This window comes from Mycolicibacillus koreensis (genome assembly GCF_002104795.1).
GTDB lineage: Bacteria > Actinomycetota > Actinomycetes > Mycobacteriales > Mycobacteriaceae > Mycobacterium > Mycobacterium koreense.
Genome location: NZ_NCXO01000012.1, coordinates 40,191 through 56,041 on the forward strand (window position 1 = coordinate 40,191; position 15,851 = coordinate 56,041).

Annotated in this window: 16 protein-coding genes; 9 read left to right on the forward strand and 7 right to left on the reverse strand. The window is 71.0% G+C overall.

Annotated features, from left to right (window positions below; genetic code table 11):
• Nucleotides 1-4: 4 nt before the first annotated feature.
• Together purB and B8W67_RS07665 are read right to left on the reverse strand one after the other, a co-directional pair.
• Nucleotides 5-1,423 (reverse strand): adenylosuccinate lyase, encoded by a 1,419-nt coding sequence (gene purB / locus B8W67_RS07660; RefSeq protein ID WP_069392968.1) that lies wholly within the window; start codon nt 1,421-1,423, stop codon nt 5-7.
• Between the two features lie 33 nt (nt 1,424-1,456).
• Nucleotides 1,457-2,074 (reverse strand): TetR/AcrR family transcriptional regulator, encoded by a 618-nt coding sequence (locus B8W67_RS07665; RefSeq protein WP_069392967.1) that lies wholly within the window; start codon nt 2,072-2,074, stop codon nt 1,457-1,459.
• Nucleotides 2,075-2,157: 83 nt separating this feature from the next.
• Between B8W67_RS07665 and B8W67_RS07670 the strand changes: the two genes are divergently transcribed.
• Nucleotides 2,158-3,036 (forward strand): alpha/beta hydrolase-fold protein, encoded by an 879-nt coding sequence (locus B8W67_RS07670; RefSeq protein WP_069392966.1) that lies wholly within the window; start codon nt 2,158-2,160, stop codon nt 3,034-3,036.
• A gap of 23 nt (nt 3,037-3,059) precedes the next feature.
• Nucleotides 3,060-4,649 carry a gamma-glutamyltransferase family protein gene (locus tag B8W67_RS07675; RefSeq protein WP_069392965.1) on the forward strand — a complete coding sequence of 530 codons (1,590 nt, stop codon included), beginning with the start codon at nt 3,060-3,062 and terminating at the stop codon, nt 4,647-4,649.
• 9 nt (nt 4,650-4,658) lie between these two features.
• Here B8W67_RS07675 and purD read toward each other — a convergent pair whose 3' ends face one another.
• Nucleotides 4,659-5,927 (reverse strand): phosphoribosylamine--glycine ligase, encoded by a 1,269-nt coding sequence (gene purD / locus B8W67_RS07680; RefSeq protein WP_069392964.1) that lies wholly within the window; start codon nt 5,925-5,927, stop codon nt 4,659-4,661.
• A gap of 128 nt (nt 5,928-6,055) precedes the next feature.
• Here purD and B8W67_RS07685 point away from each other — a divergent pair, with 128 nt between their 5' ends.
• Both B8W67_RS07685 and B8W67_RS07690 read left to right on the forward strand, forming a co-directional pair.
• A complete protein-coding gene (locus B8W67_RS07685; protein WP_069393018.1) occupies nt 6,056-7,297 on the forward strand; it encodes a cytochrome P450 in 1,242 nt (413 codons plus the stop codon).
• Between the two features lie 19 nt (nt 7,298-7,316).
• A complete protein-coding gene (locus tag B8W67_RS07690) occupies nt 7,317-7,910 on the forward strand; it encodes a TetR/AcrR family transcriptional regulator (RefSeq protein ID WP_069392963.1) in 594 nt (197 codons plus the stop codon).
• Between the two features lie 4 nt (nt 7,911-7,914).
• On the opposite strand, the gene B8W67_RS07695 is transcribed toward B8W67_RS07690, so the two are convergent.
• From B8W67_RS07695 to B8W67_RS07710, 4 genes are read right to left on the reverse strand one after another with little or no spacing between them, the layout of a single operon-like run.
• Nucleotides 7,915-8,286, reverse strand: coding sequence for a carboxymuconolactone decarboxylase family protein (locus B8W67_RS07695; RefSeq protein WP_069392962.1), 372 nt, complete (start codon nt 8,284-8,286; stop codon nt 7,915-7,917).
• On the reverse strand, nt 8,279-9,157 hold the full coding sequence (locus tag B8W67_RS07700) for an NAD(P)-dependent oxidoreductase (RefSeq protein WP_085303285.1): 879 nt from the start codon (nt 9,155-9,157) through the stop codon (nt 8,279-8,281). The genes B8W67_RS07695 and B8W67_RS07700 overlap by 8 nt, the downstream gene beginning before the upstream one ends.
• A complete protein-coding gene (locus B8W67_RS07705; protein WP_069392960.1) occupies nt 9,154-9,918 on the reverse strand; it encodes an SDR family oxidoreductase in 765 nt (254 codons plus the stop codon). Before B8W67_RS07705 ends, B8W67_RS07700 begins: the two co-directional genes overlap by 4 nt.
• Before the next feature lie 23 nt (nt 9,919-9,941).
• Nucleotides 9,942-11,411 carry an aldehyde dehydrogenase gene (locus tag B8W67_RS07710; RefSeq protein WP_069392959.1) on the reverse strand — a complete coding sequence of 490 codons (1,470 nt, stop codon included), beginning with the start codon at nt 11,409-11,411 and terminating at the stop codon, nt 9,942-9,944.
• Between the two features lie 173 nt (nt 11,412-11,584).
• Here B8W67_RS07710 and B8W67_RS07715 point away from each other — a divergent pair, with 173 nt between their 5' ends.
• From B8W67_RS07715 to B8W67_RS07735, 5 genes are read left to right on the forward strand one after another with little or no spacing between them, the layout of a single operon-like run.
• On the forward strand, nt 11,585-12,202 hold the full coding sequence (locus B8W67_RS07715) for a TetR family transcriptional regulator (protein WP_069392958.1): 618 nt from the start codon (nt 11,585-11,587) through the stop codon (nt 12,200-12,202).
• Nucleotides 12,199-13,410 carry a cytochrome P450 gene (locus tag B8W67_RS07720; protein WP_069392957.1) on the forward strand — a complete coding sequence of 404 codons (1,212 nt, stop codon included), beginning with the start codon at nt 12,199-12,201 and terminating at the stop codon, nt 13,408-13,410. Before B8W67_RS07715 ends, B8W67_RS07720 begins: the two co-directional genes overlap by 4 nt.
• Nucleotides 13,410-14,237, forward strand: coding sequence for an SDR family oxidoreductase (locus B8W67_RS07725; RefSeq protein ID WP_069392956.1), 828 nt, complete (start codon nt 13,410-13,412; stop codon nt 14,235-14,237). The genes B8W67_RS07720 and B8W67_RS07725 overlap by 1 nt, the downstream gene beginning before the upstream one ends.
• Nucleotides 14,234-15,589 (forward strand): lanosterol 14-alpha demethylase, encoded by a 1,356-nt coding sequence (locus B8W67_RS07730; protein ID WP_069392955.1) that lies wholly within the window; start codon nt 14,234-14,236, stop codon nt 15,587-15,589. Before B8W67_RS07725 ends, B8W67_RS07730 begins: the two co-directional genes overlap by 4 nt.
• Before the next feature lie 21 nt (nt 15,590-15,610).
• Nucleotides 15,611-15,850 carry a ferredoxin gene (locus B8W67_RS07735; RefSeq protein WP_069392954.1) on the forward strand — a complete coding sequence of 80 codons (240 nt, stop codon included), beginning with the start codon at nt 15,611-15,613 and terminating at the stop codon, nt 15,848-15,850.
• Nucleotide 15,851 lies beyond the last annotated feature (1 nt).

A 15,851-nucleotide genomic window follows, 5' to 3' on the forward strand; every position in this document is an offset into this window, starting at 1 on the left:
GCGACTACAGGATGGCGCCGGGCCGGTAGGCGGCCGCCTCGGGGTGACGGGCGACCAGGGCGTCGACCGCGCCGGCCACCGCGTCGACCTGATCGGCGGCGACCCCGGTGAACGCCTGCTTGTCGGCGAGCGCGGCGTGCAGTGCGGCGGCGTCCAGCGGCAGCCGCTCGTCGGCGGCCAGGCGGGCGAGCAGGTCCGGCTCGGCGCCGCGTTCCCGCATCGCCAGCGCGACGGCCACCGCGTGCTCCTTGATCACCGCGTGGGCGGCCTCGCGGCCCATCCCGGCGCGCACCGCGGCGATGAGCACCTTGGTGGTCGCCAGGAACGGCAGGTAGCGGCCGAGCTCACGGTCGATCACCGCCGGGTAGGCACCGAACTCGTCGAGGACGGTCAAAAACGTCTCGATCTGCCCGTCGACGGCGAAGAACGCGTCCGGCAGCGCCACCCGGCGCACCACCGAGCAGAACACGTCGCCCTCGTTCCACTGGGCGCCGGCCAGTTCGGCGGCCATCGCCGCGTAGCCGCGCAGCACCACCTGCAGGCCGTTGACCCGTTCGCAGCTGCGGGTGTTCATCTTGTGCGGCATCGCCGAGGAGCCGACCTGGCCCTCGGCGAACCCCTCGGTGACCAGTTCGTGGCCGGCCATCAACCGGATGGTGTGGGCCAGCGAGGACGGGCCGGCGCCGATCTGCACCAGCGTGGAGAGCGCGTCGTGATCCAGCGAACGGGGATAGACCTGCCCGACACTGGTCAGCACCGAGGTGAAACCCAGGTGATCGGCGACGCGGCGCTCCAGTTCGGCGACCTTGGCGGTGTCGCCGTCGAACAGGTCGAGCATGTCCTGGCCGGTGCCCATCGGCCCCTTGATGCCGCGCAGCGGGTAGCGCGCGACGAGCTCCTGCAGCCGGCGCGCCGCCAGCAGGGTCTCCTCGGCGGCGGTGGCGAAACGTTTCCCCAGGGTGGTGGCCTGCGCAGCGACGTTGTGGCTGCGCCCGGCCATGACCAGGTCGCGGTAGGCGACGGCGTGCTCGGCCAGCCGGGCGGCCACCGCCACCGTGCGGTCGAACACCAGCTGCAACGACCGGCGCACCTGTAGCTGTTCGACGTTCTCGGTGAGGTCGCGGCTGGTCATGCCCTTGTGGACGTGCTGGTGGCCGGCCAGGGCGTTGAACTCCTCGATGCGGGCCTTGACGTCGTGGCGGGTCACCCGCTCCCGGTCGGCGATCGCGGCCAGATCGACGTTCTCGACCACCCGTTCGTAGTCGGCGACGGCCCCGGCGGGCACCGCCACGCCGAGCTCGGCCTGGGCGCGCAACACCGCCAGCCACAGCTGCCGCTCGGCGACGATCTTGGCCTCCGGCGACCAGATCGCCACCATCTCGGCGCTGGCGTAGCGGGAGGCCAGCACGTTCGGAACAGTCACGCCGGCCAGCTTACGGTGGGCGCTGAGCGCCGATCAGAACCCGGCCGCATGCTGTTGTTCGGGCACGGCGTCGATGAAGCTGAGCACCGCGGTGCGGGCCGCGCGACGCGGATCCTGCCGCTCGTCGACGAGGGCGGCGATCACCGCGCCGTCGACCGCGCAGACCGTGGCGGCCAGCAGCGCGGCGGGCATGCACCGGCCCGACCGGTCGAGCACCTCGACGACCGCCTCGGTGCGCTGGCGCAGGGTGCGCCGTTGGATCTCGCGCAGCCGCGGGTGGCGGGCGCACGCGATGAACCGTTCGTAGCGTGCGATGAGGTCGTCGTCGAGGTGCCCGCCGTCGGCGCCGCCGACCAGCAGATCCACCAGCACGTCGGCGATCGCGTGCGGGCCTCGGCGCCGCCGCGGCAGTGCGGCGACCCGGGCGCGCAGCTGGGCGATCTCCAGCATCGCCGCCTCGTCGACCGCACTGGCGATCAGCTCATCCAGCGAGGAGAAATAGTAGGTCGTCGACGCCAGCGGCAACCCCGCCCGGTGGGCCACCGCGCGGTGGCGCACAGCGTCGAATCCGCCCTCGCGCAGCAACTCCGCGGCCGCGCGAACCAGCGCGTACCGGCGGCGTTCTCCCTTGGGAGTGACGGCGGAGGTCACAGCAGCTCATGCTGCCAGCTCACCGGTCACCGTATTGTGCTTTCGGGTAAACGCCGGGACCGCTCGCCGCACGTCCGGCGGTTATCCTTGCCCCCATGCCGAATCTGAGCCGCCGCGCGGTGCTGCGCCTGGGTGCCGGCGTCCTCACCGGGGCGGCCGGTGCGATGGCGGTGAACACCGCGGCGCCGTCGCGCACCTCGCGGGCCGCGACCGGGATCCCGTTTCCCCGCGCGCCCCGCCGGCCCGCCCCCGCGCCGACGATGACCACCGGCTCGTTCGTCTCGGCGGCCCGCGGCGGGATCCCCACCGGCTGGGCGATCGCCCGGCCGCCCGGGCAGAGCGCCCCACTGCGCCCGGTGATCGCGCTGCACGGCAAGGGCAGCGACGCCGCCACCGTGATGGCCGGCGGGGTGGAGCAGGGGCTGGCCACCGCCGTCGACGCCGGGCTGCCGCCGTTCGCGGTGGTCGCCGTCGACGGCGGGGGCAGCTACTGGCATGCCCGGGCCTCCGGGGAGGACTCCGGGGCGATGGTGCTCGACGAGCTGCTCCCGATGCTCGACGAGCAAGGGCTGGACACCTCCCGGGTGGCGTTTTTGGGCTGGTCGATGGGCGGCTACGGCGCGTTGCTGCTGGGCGGGCGCCTCGGGGCGGCGCGGACCGCGGCGATCTGCGCGGTCAGCCCGGCGCTGTGGTCGTCGGCCGGGGCCAGCGCGCCGGGCGCCTTCGACGGCCCCGACGACTTCGCCGCCAACTCCGTCTACGACCTGCCGGCGCTGCACGCCATCCCGCTGCGGGTGGACTGCGGGCAGTCCGACCCGTTCTACGACGCCACCCGCGAGTTCGTCGCCTCGCTGCCCACCCCGCCGGCCGGCGGCTTTCCCCCCGGCGGCCACGACGACGCGTTCTGGAGCGCGCAACTGCCCGCCGAGCTGAGCTGGATCGCCCCGCTGCTGGCGGGCTAGCGAAGACCGGGCCAGAGACGACCATGGGCGCCGCACCGTTCTCCTGGGAGCAGCCCTACCGTTGGCCGCGCACCCCGGTGCTGGCCGCCAACCTGGTGTGCACCTCCCAGCCGCTGGCCGCCCAGGCCGGGCTGGGGGTCCTGGCCGACGGCGGCACCGCGGTCGACGCCGCGATCGCCACCGCGATCGCGCTCACGGTGGTGGAGCCGACCATGAACGGGATCGGCTCGGACGCGTTCGCGATCGTCTACGACGGCACCCGGCTGCACGGGCTCAACGCCTCCGGCCGCTCACCGGCGGCCTGGACCCCGGAGTACTTCGGCGCCGCCGGGGTGCCCGCGCTCGGCTGGAACGCGGTGACGGTGCCCGGGGCGGTCTCCGGCTGGGTCGAATTGCACAACCGGTTCGGCGCACTGCCGTTCGAGCGGCTGTTCGCCTCGGCGATCACCTACGCCCGCAACGGTTTCCCGCTGTCCCCGCACGTGGCCGCGCAGTGGGCGTTCCAAGCTCCGCTGCTGGCCGGCCAGCCGGGGTTCGCCGAGACGTTCCTGCCCGGCGGGCGCCCGCCGGGTCCCGGCGAGCTGGTCCGGCTGCCCGATCACGCCGACACCCTGGAGCGGATCGCCGCCAGCGGCGGCGCCGCATTCTACCACGGTGAGCTCGCCGCCCGGATGACAGCACACGCGGCCGCCCACGGTGGCGCGCTGCGCGCCGCCGATCTGGCCGACCACCGCCCCGACTGGGTGGACCCGATCGCCGTCGACTACCGCGGCTACACCGTGCACGAACTGCCGCCCAACGGGCAGGGCATCGTCGCGCTGGCAGCGCTGGGCATCCTGTCCCACTTCGACGTGGCGGCGCTGCCGGCCGATTCGGCCGACGCCACCCACCTGCGGATCGAGGCGGTGAAACTGGCCTTCGCCGACGCCTACGCTCACCTCGGCGACGCCGATCAGTTGGCGCACCCCGTCGAGCGGCTGCTCGCCGCGGACTATCTGCGCGACCGCGCGGGCCTGATCGACCCGGCGCGGGCCCGCCCGATGTCGGCGGGCACCCCGTCGGGCAACACCGTGTACCTGACCGCCGCGGACGGCGCCGGGCGGATGGTCTCGCTGATCCAGTCGAACTACCTGCCCGGATTCGGCTCCGGGGTGGTGGTGCCGGGCACCGGGATCGCCCTGCACAGCCGCGGTGCGGGTTTCGTCACCACCGCGGGCCACCCCAACCGGGTCGGCCCGCGCAAACGCCCGTTCCACACGATCATCCCGGGTTTTGTGAGCAAGGACGGCGTCCCGGTCGCCAGTTTCGGGGTGATGGGCGGCGACATGCAGCCGCAGGGCCACGTCCAGCTGGTGAGCCGCATCGTCGACCACCGGCAGAACCCGCAGGCCGGCTGCGACGCGCCCCGGTTCCGGTGGTGCCGGGGACTGGACGTCGAAGTCGAGAACGGTTTGCCCGCGCAGACCCTCGATGAGTTACGCCGTCGCGGCCACCGGGTGACCGTCGTCGACGATCGTGAACCGTTCGGCGCCTGCCAGGCGATCTGGCGTCTCGACGACGGCTACCTGGGGGTCAGCGATCCCCGCCGCGACGGCCAGGCGGTCGGTTTCTGAGCTCCCGGCTCAGACCCGGATCTTGCCTTCGGCGGCGGCCAGCCCGATGTCGGTGCGGAAATGGCTGCCGGGCAGCCGAATCGAGTCCACGGTGGCGTAGGCGCGGGCGCGGGCGGCGATCAGATCCTCGCCGGTGCCCACCACCGACAGCACCCGGCCTCCGGCGGAGACCACCGCGCCGTCGGCGTCGCGCGCGGTGCCGGCGTGCAGCACGTTGTCCGCGTCGGCGCCGGTGATGACGTCACCGACTCGCGGGCGGCCCGGATAGTTCTCCGCGGCCACCACGACGGTGACCGCCGCGCCGTCGCGCCAGCGCAGCGGCGGCACCTGCGCCAACCCGCCGGTGGCGGCGGCGTGCAGCAGCTCACCGAGCGGGGAGTCCAGCAGCGCGAGCACCGCCTGGGTCTCCGGGTCGCCGAACCGGCAGTTGAACTCGACGACCGACGGGCCCTGCGGGGTGATCGCCAGGCCCGCGTAGAGCAGCCCGGAGAACGGGCAGCCGCGCGCGACCAGCTCGGTGGCGACCGGTTGAACGATCTCGGCGACGATCCGGTCGACCATGCCCGCCGGCAGCCACGGCAGCGGGGCGTAGGCGCCCATGCCGCCGGTGTTGGGGCCGACATCGCCGTTGCCGACCCGCTTGAAATCCTGCGCCGGCAGCAGCGGCACCACGGTCTCGCCGTCGACGACGCAGAACAGCGAGACCTCCGGGCCGTCGAGGAAGGACTCCAGCAGCACCGGGTGCCCGTCGTCGAGCAGCCCGGCGGCGTGGGCGCGTGCGGCCGCCCGCTCGGCGGTCACCACCACCCCCTTGCCGGCGGCCAGCCCGTCGTCTTTGACCACCCAGGCGGGCTGACCGGCGCTGCGGCCGAACCGGTCGAGTGCGGCGTCGAGGTGCGCGGGGTTGTCGACGGTCTCGCTGGCCGCGGTCGGCACGCCGGCCGCGGTCATCACCTCCTTGGCGAACGCCTTGGAGCCTTCGATGCGCGCGGCCGCCGCGCTCGGGCCGAAACAGGCGATCCCGGCGGCGCGCACGGCGTCGGCGACACCGAGAACCAGCGGCACCTCCGGGCCGATCACCACCAGGTCGGCGCCGATGCGCCGGGCCAGGTCGGCCACCGCCTGCCCCGAACCGGGGTCGACGTCGTAGGTCTCGGCGATCGCCGCGGTGCCGGCGTTGCCGGGCGCGATCGCCAGGGCGTCGATGTGGGGATCGCGCCGCAACGCCAGCAGCAGCGCATGTTCGCGGGCACCGGAGCCGAGGACGAGAACGCGCACGCGTGCAGCCTAGCGGCCGGGCCGGGTCGCACCCGCGCGGGAATCGGGCATACACTCCAGATCACAGTGTATGGTCAGCCGGAGCGTATCCGCCGGGGCGCAACCGGGTGTACCGAGAGGAGACCACCGTGACCGCGACTTTGGGGTCCTGTCCGTTCGGGCAGGGTTTCGACTTCACCGATCCCGACGTCCTGGAACGGGGACTGCCCGTCGAGGAGTTCGCCCGGCTGCGCGCCACCGCCCCGGTGTGGTGGAACGAGCAGGCGCCCGGCGCCAGCATCTTCGACGACGGCGGCTACTGGGTGGTCAGCAAGCACGCGGACATCAAGGCGATCTCGCGGGACTCCGACCTGTGGTCGGCCAACGCCAAGGGCGCGATCATGCGCCTGCCCGACGGGGTCACCGCCGACCAACTCGAGTTGACCAAGGCGCTGCTGATCAACCACGACCCGCCCGAGCACACCCGGCTGCGCAAGATCATCTCCAAACTGTTCACCCCGCGTGCGGTCGGCGCCCTGGAGGCCACGCTCGCCACCGCCGCCCGCGACATCGTCGCCGAGGCCGCCGCCAAAGGGTCGGGCAACTTCGTCGACGACATCGCGATGAAACTGCCGCTGCTGGCCATCGCGGACCTGATCGGGGTGCCGGAGGCCGACCGGGAAAAGCTGTTCCACTGGACCAACCTGATCATGAACACCGACGACCCGGATTTCGAGTGCGACCCGGCGGAGGCCAACGCCGAGTTGATGGGGTACGCCTACACGATGGCCGAACAGCGCCGCCGCTGCCCCGCCGACGACATCGTGACCCGGCTGGTGCAGGCCGACGTCGACGGTGAGGCGCTCGGGGAGACCGAGTTCGCCTTCTTCGTGATCCTGCTGGCCGTCGCCGGCAACGAGACCACCCGCAACGCCATGACCCACGGCATCAACGCGTTCATCGAGCACCCCGAGCAGTGGGAGCTGTACAAGGCGCAGCGCCCGGAGAGCGCCGCCGACGAGATCGTGCGGTGGTCCACCCCGGTGGTGTGCTTCCAGCGCACCGCCACCGCCGACACCCGACTCAACGGGGTGGACATCGCCCAGGGCCAGCGGGTGGGGCTGTTCTACGGCTCGGCCAACTTCGACGAGGACGTCTTCGACCGGCCGTTCGAGTTCGACGTCACCCGAAACCCGAACCCGCATCTGGGATTCGGCGGCCAGGGCACCCATTACTGCATCGGCGCGAACCTGGCCCGCATGGAGATCCGGCTGATCTTCGACGAGATCGCCACCCAGATGCCCGACATCACCAAACTCGGGGAGCCGCAACGGCTGCGCTCGGGATGGATCAACGGCATCAAGGATCTGCAGCTGTCCTACCGCGGCTGATCGCCGAAAGACGTCGACGGTGCGCACCCATGGGTGGGGCGGGGACACCCCGGCCGACGACCAGGAGGCGATCGCGCGGATCCTGGCCGCCGCCGACGCGGTCATCGACGTGCGCGGTGCCGACATCTCCATCGCCGATGTGGCCCGGACCCTCGGGGTGACCCGGCAGACGGTCTACCGCTACTTCCCGAGCACCGAAGCGGTGCTGACCGCGGCCGGCACGCGCGCCGCCCACGACTTCCTCGACCGGCTCGCCGCCCACGTCGCCGGGCGCACCGATCCGGCCGACGCCGCCGTGGAGGCGGTGGCCACCGTGCTGGAGTGGCTGCCCGACGAGCCGCATGTGACCGCGCTGCTGGCCCGGGACCGCGGCAACGTCTTTATCGCGCGGATGACCTCCACGGAGGCACTCGGGCTGGCCGAGTCGGTGCTGCGCCGCTTCGACGTCGATTGGGCGGCACACGGATTCGGCGATGCCGACCTCGCCGAGTTGGCCGAGCACCTGCTGCGCACGATCGCGTCGTTCATCATCGACCCCGGCCGGCCAGCCCGCCGGCCGGCGGCGCTGCGCGCCTACCTGCACCGGTGGGCGGCTGCGGCGCTGACCCGCTGAGCGGTTACGCGCCGCCGCCGGCGGCCTTGGCGCGCCGCGCGATGACCTTCTCGACCACGGTGTTGAACCCCGAGCCGAGGGGGAAGCCGATGTAGTGGGTGATGAACAACGCCATCTCCCGCAGCTGCTCCTCGGTCATCTCCTCGTTGCCCAGCGCGGCGTTGATCTGAATGTCGGCCAGATCCGGCAGCCCGAGCGCGGCCACCACCGACAGGGTGATCAGCCGCTTGTCCCGCATCGACAGGCCCTCACGGGTCCAGATCTTGGCGAACAGATGATCGACGGTCAGCGCGAAGTAGTCCCCCGGCATGTCGGGCATCTCCCAGCCGTACACCTCGTTCATCTTGGCCAGGCCGGTGCGGCGCAGCTCATCCATCGTCGTTTCCTCGTTCGGTCGGTTCGGCCACGCCCAGCCCGATCGCCAGCCGCTGCAGTGCCACGTCGGCCAGCGGCAGGCTCACCCCGGTGCTCTTCCCGAGGGCCAGCGCCAGGCTCAGGTCCTTCTCCCCGAGCCCGCGGGTGTGGTTGAGCGGGCCGTAGAGCGGGTCGTCGGGATCCAGCGGGGCGACGGTGTCGCGGAACATGATCGCGCCGGGTCCGCCGGTGAGCGCATCGGTGTGGCGCACCACCCGCGCCAGCGCGGACAGCTTCAGCCCGGCCGACTCGGCCAGCGCCATCGCCTCGCACGCCGCGGCGAACGCGGTGAACGTCAACATGTTGCGCGCCAGCTTCATCCGGGTGCCCGCGCCGGGCTCGCCGGCGTGGATCACCAGCGACGCCCAGCGCGCGAAGACCGGTTTCACCTGTTCGTAGACCGCCCGGTCCGCGCCGACCATGGTGGCCAGCTCGCCCTGCTGGGCCGCACCGGCCCCGCCGCTGACCGGGGCGTCGACGACCGCGATGCCGCGCGGGGCCAACTGGGCGGCCAGTTCCGCGGCGGTGCCGTCGGCGATCGTGGAGTGGATCGCGATCACCGTGCCCGGTGCGGCGCGCGACGCCAGGGTGTCGACGACCTCGCGCACCTGCGCGTCGTCGAGCACGGTGACGCTGATGATCTGGGCCGCCGCCACCTCGGCGACGCTGTCGGCCAACGTGGCCCCCGCCTCGGCCAGCGGCGTCATCGCGTCGGTGCGCACATCGAAGACCGTGAGCCCGCCCGGCCAGTCGACCAGCCGTGTGGCCATCGGGGCCCCCATGTTGCCCAGCCCGATGTAGCCGAGCCGGACGTCGGTGTCGGTGGCGGTCATGAGCGGATGATCTGTCCGCCGTCGACGTTGAAGATCTGGCCGGTGATCCAGCGCGCCTCGTCGGAGAGCAGGAACACGAACATGCCGAGCAGATCCTCCGGTGTGCCCATCCGCGACAGCGGGATCGTTTTGACCAGCTCACCCTGCATCGCCTCGGGCACCACCGAGCGGTTGGCCTCGGTGTCGATCGGGCCGGGCGCGATCGCGTTGACCCGGATGTTCATCCACCCCAGCTCGCGGGAGAGTTGCTGGGTCAGCGAGTTGATCCCGGCTTTGGCCAGCCCGTAGAAGTTCGAGTACATCCACGCCGCCGTCGACGACTGGTTGATGATCGCCCCACCGCCGCGGGCCCGCATCGCGGTGTAGGCCGCCCGGGTGCACACCAGCGCCCCGTCGAGGTTCACGCTCAGGAACTTCTTGTAGTAGTCCCAGTCGACGGTGAGCAGCTGGTCGAGTTTCATCCCGCCGAAGATGGCGGCGTTGTTGACCAGGTAGTCCACCCCGTCGAACTCGCTGACGGTCGCCGCGACCATCGCGGCCGCCGACTCCGGGTCGGAGACGTCGACACGCTGCGCCAACGCCCGCCCTCCGGCGGCGACGATCCCGGCGGCGACCTTCTCGGCGGCCTCGGCGTTGATGTCGGCGACGACCACCGCCGCCCCCCGGTCGGCCAGCGCCTCGGCGTAGGCCTGGCCGATCCCACCGCCGGAGCCGGTGACGATCGCGACCTTCGTGTCGAACCTGTTGTCGGCGTGCGCCATGATGTCCTTCCTCGGTTTTTGTGCTAGCCCGCCGCCGTCGCGATGAGCTTGGTCTCCAGGTACTCCTCGAATCCGGCCACACCCATCTCGCGGCCCACCCCGGACTGTTTGTAGCCGCCGAACGGGGCGTCGGCGGAGTACCACACCCCGCCGTTGACGTTGACGGTGCCGACCCGCAGCCGGTCGGCCACCGCGGCGGCGCGCTGCGGGTCGCCGGAGTACACCGTGCCCGACAGCCCGTAGGGCGAGTCGTTGGCGATCGCGACCGCGTCGTCGTCGCCGTCGTGGGCGATGACGGTGAGCACCGGGCCGAAGATCTCCTCGCGCGCCACCCGGGCGGTGTTGTCCAGTCCGGCAACGACGGTCGGGTCGATGAAGAACCCGGTGTCGCGGTCGGCCGGCGCACCGCCGCCGCAGGCGAACGATCCGCCCTCGGCGCGCGCCAGCTCCAGGTAGGACTGCACCCGGTCGCGCTGGCGCGCCGAGATCAGCGGGCCGCAGACGGTGCCCTTGGCGGTGGGGTCGCCGGCCTTCAGCGATCCCATCGTGCCCGCCGCCGCGGCGACCGCGTCGTCGTAGGACGACCGGGGCACCACCAGCCGGGTGGTGATCGCGCATCCCTGCCCAGCGTGCATCGACGCGGTGAACCCCGCCATCGCGCAGGCGCCGGCCAGGTCGGCGTCGTCGAGCACGATGAACGCCGACTTGCCGCCCAGCTCCAGGAAGACCTTCTTGATGCCGTCGGCGCCGTCGATCATCACCGAGCGGCCGGTCGCGGTCGATCCGGTGAACGAGATCATGTCCACCCGTGGGTCTTTGGCCAGCAACGCCCCCACCGCATGGTCGCTGGCGGTGACGATGTTGACCACCCCCGGCGGGATGTCGGTGTGCTCGGCGATGAGCTCGCCGAGCACCGCCGCCGCCCACGGGGTATCCGGGGCGGGTTTGAGCACCACGGTGTTGCCGGCCGCCAGCGCCGGGCCGAGCTTCGCGAGGTTGATCTGGTGCGGGAAGTTCCACGGGGTGATCGCACCCACCACGCCGATCGCCTCGCGCGCCAGGGTGCGCCGGGTCGGGATGCCCTGCGGGGCGGCCTCGCCGAGGTCGGTGCGCCACGGGTAGCTCTCGGCGGTGTCGGCGGCGAAGCCGAGGTCCTCGATCGGGCCGGCCAGGTGCGCCCCGGCGGTGAGCATGACCGGGGCGCCGACTTCGGCGACGGTGAGCTCGCGCAGCTCATCGAGGTGGGCGCGCATCGCCTCCCGCAACTGGCGTACACAGCGCACCCGCAGCGCGGTGTCGGTCGACCAGTCGGTGTGGTCGAACGCGTGGCGGGCCGCGCCGATCGCGCGCCCCATGTCCTCGGCGTCGGCGTCGGCGGCGGTGCCCAGGGTCTCCTCGGTGGCCGGGTTGATCGTCGCGAACGTCCCCGCGCCGCCGGCCACGAGCGTGCCGTCGATGAGCAGCTTGCTCTCCCGGTCGGCCAGTAGTGCCATCTCCGCGTCACTCCCCTTCGCTGGACACTTGTCCATTGCAATTCGATGAAACCCTAACGGGAAGCCGGGAGCCACCGCAAGCGCTCCACCGTTCTCATGCGAAACCACCTGGCGAAAAGCGCGTTTTCGGCGCAGCGTTGCCCTCCTCCGCCCTCATCGGATACATTGGACAGGTGTCCAGCGATACCGCGACTGCATCCCCCCGGCCCACGCAGCCGGCCGGGCCGACGCGCAACCGCCGGCAGGAGGAGACGTTCCGCAAGGTGCTCACCGCCGGCACCGAGATGTTGCGCGAGTCCCCGCACGCCGACCTGACCGTGCGGGCGGTCGCGGCACGCGCCAAGGTCGCCCCGGCCACCGCCTACACGTACTTCTCGTCGAAGAACCATCTGATCGCCGAGGTGTATCTGGACCTGATCCGCGCGGTGCCGTATTTCACCGACGTCAACGACACGATGCTGACCCGGGTGAACACCACCCTGCGTCACCTGGCGCTGGTCTCCGCCGACGAACCGGAGGTCGCCGCCGCCTGCACCACCGCGCTGCTGTCCAACGACGCCGGGGTGCCGCGGGTGCGGGACCGCATCGGTCTGGAGATCCACCGGCGCATCGAGTCGGCGATCGGTCCGGGCGCCGATCCGCGGGTGGTCTCGGCACTGGAGATGACCTATTCCGGGGCGCTGGTGCACGCCGGTAGCGGCGCGCTGAGCTACGACGAGATCGCCGACCGGCTCGCCTACGTCGTCGGCCTGATCCTGCAATCCGACACCGCACACGGAGGGACTCGATGAGCACATCGATGGTGGAGCTACTGCTGGACCCCTACGACTACGACTTCCACGAGGACCCGTTTCCCTACTACCGACGCCTGCGCGACGACGCCCCGCTGTACCGCAACGACGACCTGAACTTCTGGGCGCTGTCGCGGCACGCCGACGTCATGGCGGGTTTCCGCAACTCCACCGCGCTGTCCAACATCTACGGGGTCTCCCTGGACCCGATCTCGCGGACCAAAGACGCCCACAAGATCATGTCGTTCCTCGCCCTCGACGACCCGGAGCACCTGCGGCTGCGCACCCTGGTCTCCAAGGGGTTCACCCCACGGCGCACCCGCGAGCTGGAGCCGCGGGTGGCCGAGATCGCGACCGCGCATTTCGACGCCGCGCTGGAGAACAGCGCCGACGGCTCGTTCGATTTCATCACCGAGTTCGCCGGCAAGCTGCCGATGGACGTCATCTCCGAGCTCATGGGGGTGCCACAGCCGGACCGGGCGCGCATCCGCGAACTCGCCGACGGCGTGTTGCACCGGGAGGACGGGCTCGCCGACGTTCCGCAGTCGGCGATGCAGGCCTCGGCGGATCTGATCGTCTACTACGTCGACCTGATCGAGGAATACAAGAAAACCCCGGCGGACAACCTGACCTCCGCACTGCTGCAGGCCGAGGTCGGCGGCGACCGGCTCTCCGATCAGGAGATCCTCGCGTTCCTGTTCCTGATGGTCGTCGCCGGCAACGAGACGACCACCAAACTGCTCGGCACCGCGCTGTACTGGGCGCACCGCAACCCCGATCAGCTCGCCGGGGTGTACGCCGACCCGTCGCGGATCCCGCTGTGGGTGGAGGAGAGCCTGCGCTACGACACGCCCAGCCAGATCCTGGCGCGGTCCGTGGCCGAGGAGATCACGCTGTATGACACCACCCTCGCCGTCGGCGACGTGGTGCTGCTGCTGCCCGGGTCGGCCAACCGCGACGAACGGGCCTTCGACGACCCCGACGCGTTCCGCATCGGGCGCGACATCGGTTCGAAGCTGGCCAGTTTCGGCAGCGGAGCGCACTTCTGCCTCGGGGCGCATCTGGCCCGCATGGAGGCGCGGGTGGCACTGAACCAGCTGATCGCCCGTACCCGCGGCTACCAGGTGGACGAGGACAACGCCGTCCGCGTCCACTCGTCCAATGTGCGTGGGTTCGCCCACCTGCCGATCACCGTGGAGACCGTGTAATGCCCCGTTTCGACCCCCACCCCGATCGCCGGCCGGCCATCGTCACCGGAGCGTCCTCCGGAATCGGTGCGGCCACCGCCACCGCGCTGGCCGAGCGTGGATTCCCGGTCGCCGTCGGCGCCCGCCGTATCGACAAACTGACCGAACTGGTCGATCAGATCCGCGCCGACGGCGGTGAGGCGGTCGCCTTCCCCCTGGACGTGACCGACGCCGATTCGGTGAAGAACTTCGTCGCCCAGACCGTCGAGACACTCGGCGAGGTGGAGCTGCTGGTCTCCGGCGCCGGGGACATGATCCCGGGCCGGCTCTATGAGATCTCCACCGAGACGTTCCTCGACCAGGTGCAGGTACACCTGATCGGGGCCAACCGGCTGGCCACCGCCGTACTCCCGGCCATGGTGGCCCGCCAGCGCGGCGACGTGATCTTCATCGGCTCGGACACCGGCCTGGTGCAGCGCCCCCACATGGGCGCCTACGGCGCCGCCAAGGCCGGGCTGGTCGCGATGGTCAAGAACCTGCAGATGGAGCTGGAGGGCACCGGGGTGCGCGCCTCGATCGTCCATCCCGGCCCGACCCTGACCTCGATGGGCTGGCAACTCAGCGCCGAACAGGTCGGCCCGATGCTCGAGGACTGGGCCAAATGGGGCCAGGCGCGGCACAGCTACTTTCTGCGCCCCGCCGACATCGCCCGCGCGGTCACCTTCGTCGCCGAGACACCGCGCGGCTCCAACATCGTGTCGATGGAGGTCCAACCGGAGGCGCCGCTCAGCGACGCCCCGGCGAAGCGCCAGGAACTACGACTCGGCGAAGAAGGGATGCCGTCATGACGACCCAACCGGCCACCACGATCCCGCGTGTCTCCGGCGGGCAGGACGAGCACGGCCATCTCGAGGAGTTCCGCACCGACCCGATCGGGCTGATGCAGCGGGTGCGTGACGAGTGCGGTGATGTGGGCACCTTCCAGCTGGCCCGCAAGAACGTGGTGCTGGTCTCCGGCGCCGAGGCCAACGAGTTCTTCTTCCGCTCCTCCGACGACGAGCTCAACCAGGCCGAGGCCTACCCGTTCATGACCCCGATCTTCGGCAAGGGGGTGGTCTTCGACGCCAGCCCGGAGCGCCGAAAGGAGATGCTGCACAACGCCGCTCTGCGCGGTGAGCAGATGAAGGGCCATGCGGTCACGATCGAGAACGAGGTCCGCCGCATGATCGCCGACTGGGGCGAGGACGGCGAGATCGACCTGCTGGACTTCTTCGCCGAGCTGACCATCTACACCTCCTCGGCGTGTCTGATCGGCACCAAGTTCCGCGAACAGCTCGACGACCGGTTCGCCACCCTCTACCACGATCTGGAGCGCGGCACCGATCCGCTGTGCTACGTCGACCCGTACCTGCCGATCGAGAGTTTCCGCCGCCGCGACGCCGCCCGGGCCGGGCTGGTGGAACTGGTCGGCGAGATCATGCAGACCCGCATCGACAATCCGGCCGACAAGAGTGACCGGGACATGCTCGACGTGCTGATCACGATCAAAGACGAGGACGGCAACCTGCGGTTCTCCGCCGACGAGATCACCGGGATGTTCATCTCGATGATGTTCGCCGGCCACCACACCAGTTCCGGCACCGCCTCGTGGACGCTGATCGAGCTGCTGCGCAACCCCGACGCGATGGCCGCCGCGGTCGCCGAACTCGACGAACTGTTCGCCGATGGTGAGTCGGTGAGTTTCCATGCCCTGCGCCAGATCCCGCACCTGGAGAACGTCTTGAAGGAGACGCTGCGGCTGCACCCGCCGCTGATCATCTTGATGCGGGTGGCCAAGGACGACTTCGAGGTGTGCGGTCTGCCGATCCGCGCAGGCGACCTGGTCGCGGCATCTCCGGCGATCTCCAACCGGATCCCCGAGGACTTCCCCGATCCCGAGCGGTTCCTTCCGGAGCGCTACGAGAAGCCGCGCCAGGAGGATCTGATCAACCGGTGGACCTGGATCCCCTTCGGTGCCGGTCGGCATCGCTGCGTGGGCGCGGCGTTCGCCACCATGCAGATCAAGGCGATCTTCTCGGTCCTGTTGCGCGAGTACGAATTCGAGATGAGCCAGCCTTCCGACAGCTACCGCAACGATCACTCCAAGATGGTGGTCCAGCTCGAGCGTCCGGCCCGGGTGCGTTACCGCCGCCGCCACTGAGAATCACGCAAGGAGGCCATCATGGGCTATCGCGTCGACGCCGACCTCGACCTGTGCCAGGGGCATGCGTTCTGCGAGATGGAGGCACCGGATTATTTCCGCGTCCCCAAACGCGGCCAGGTGGAGATCCTCGACAACGAACCCCCCGACGAGGCTCGCGACGAGATCGAGCGGGCCGTGGAGTCCTGCCCCACCCGTGCACTGTCCATCAGGGAACTGCCCGATCCGCCTACCCATCAAACCCAAGAGAAGGAAGAGTGAC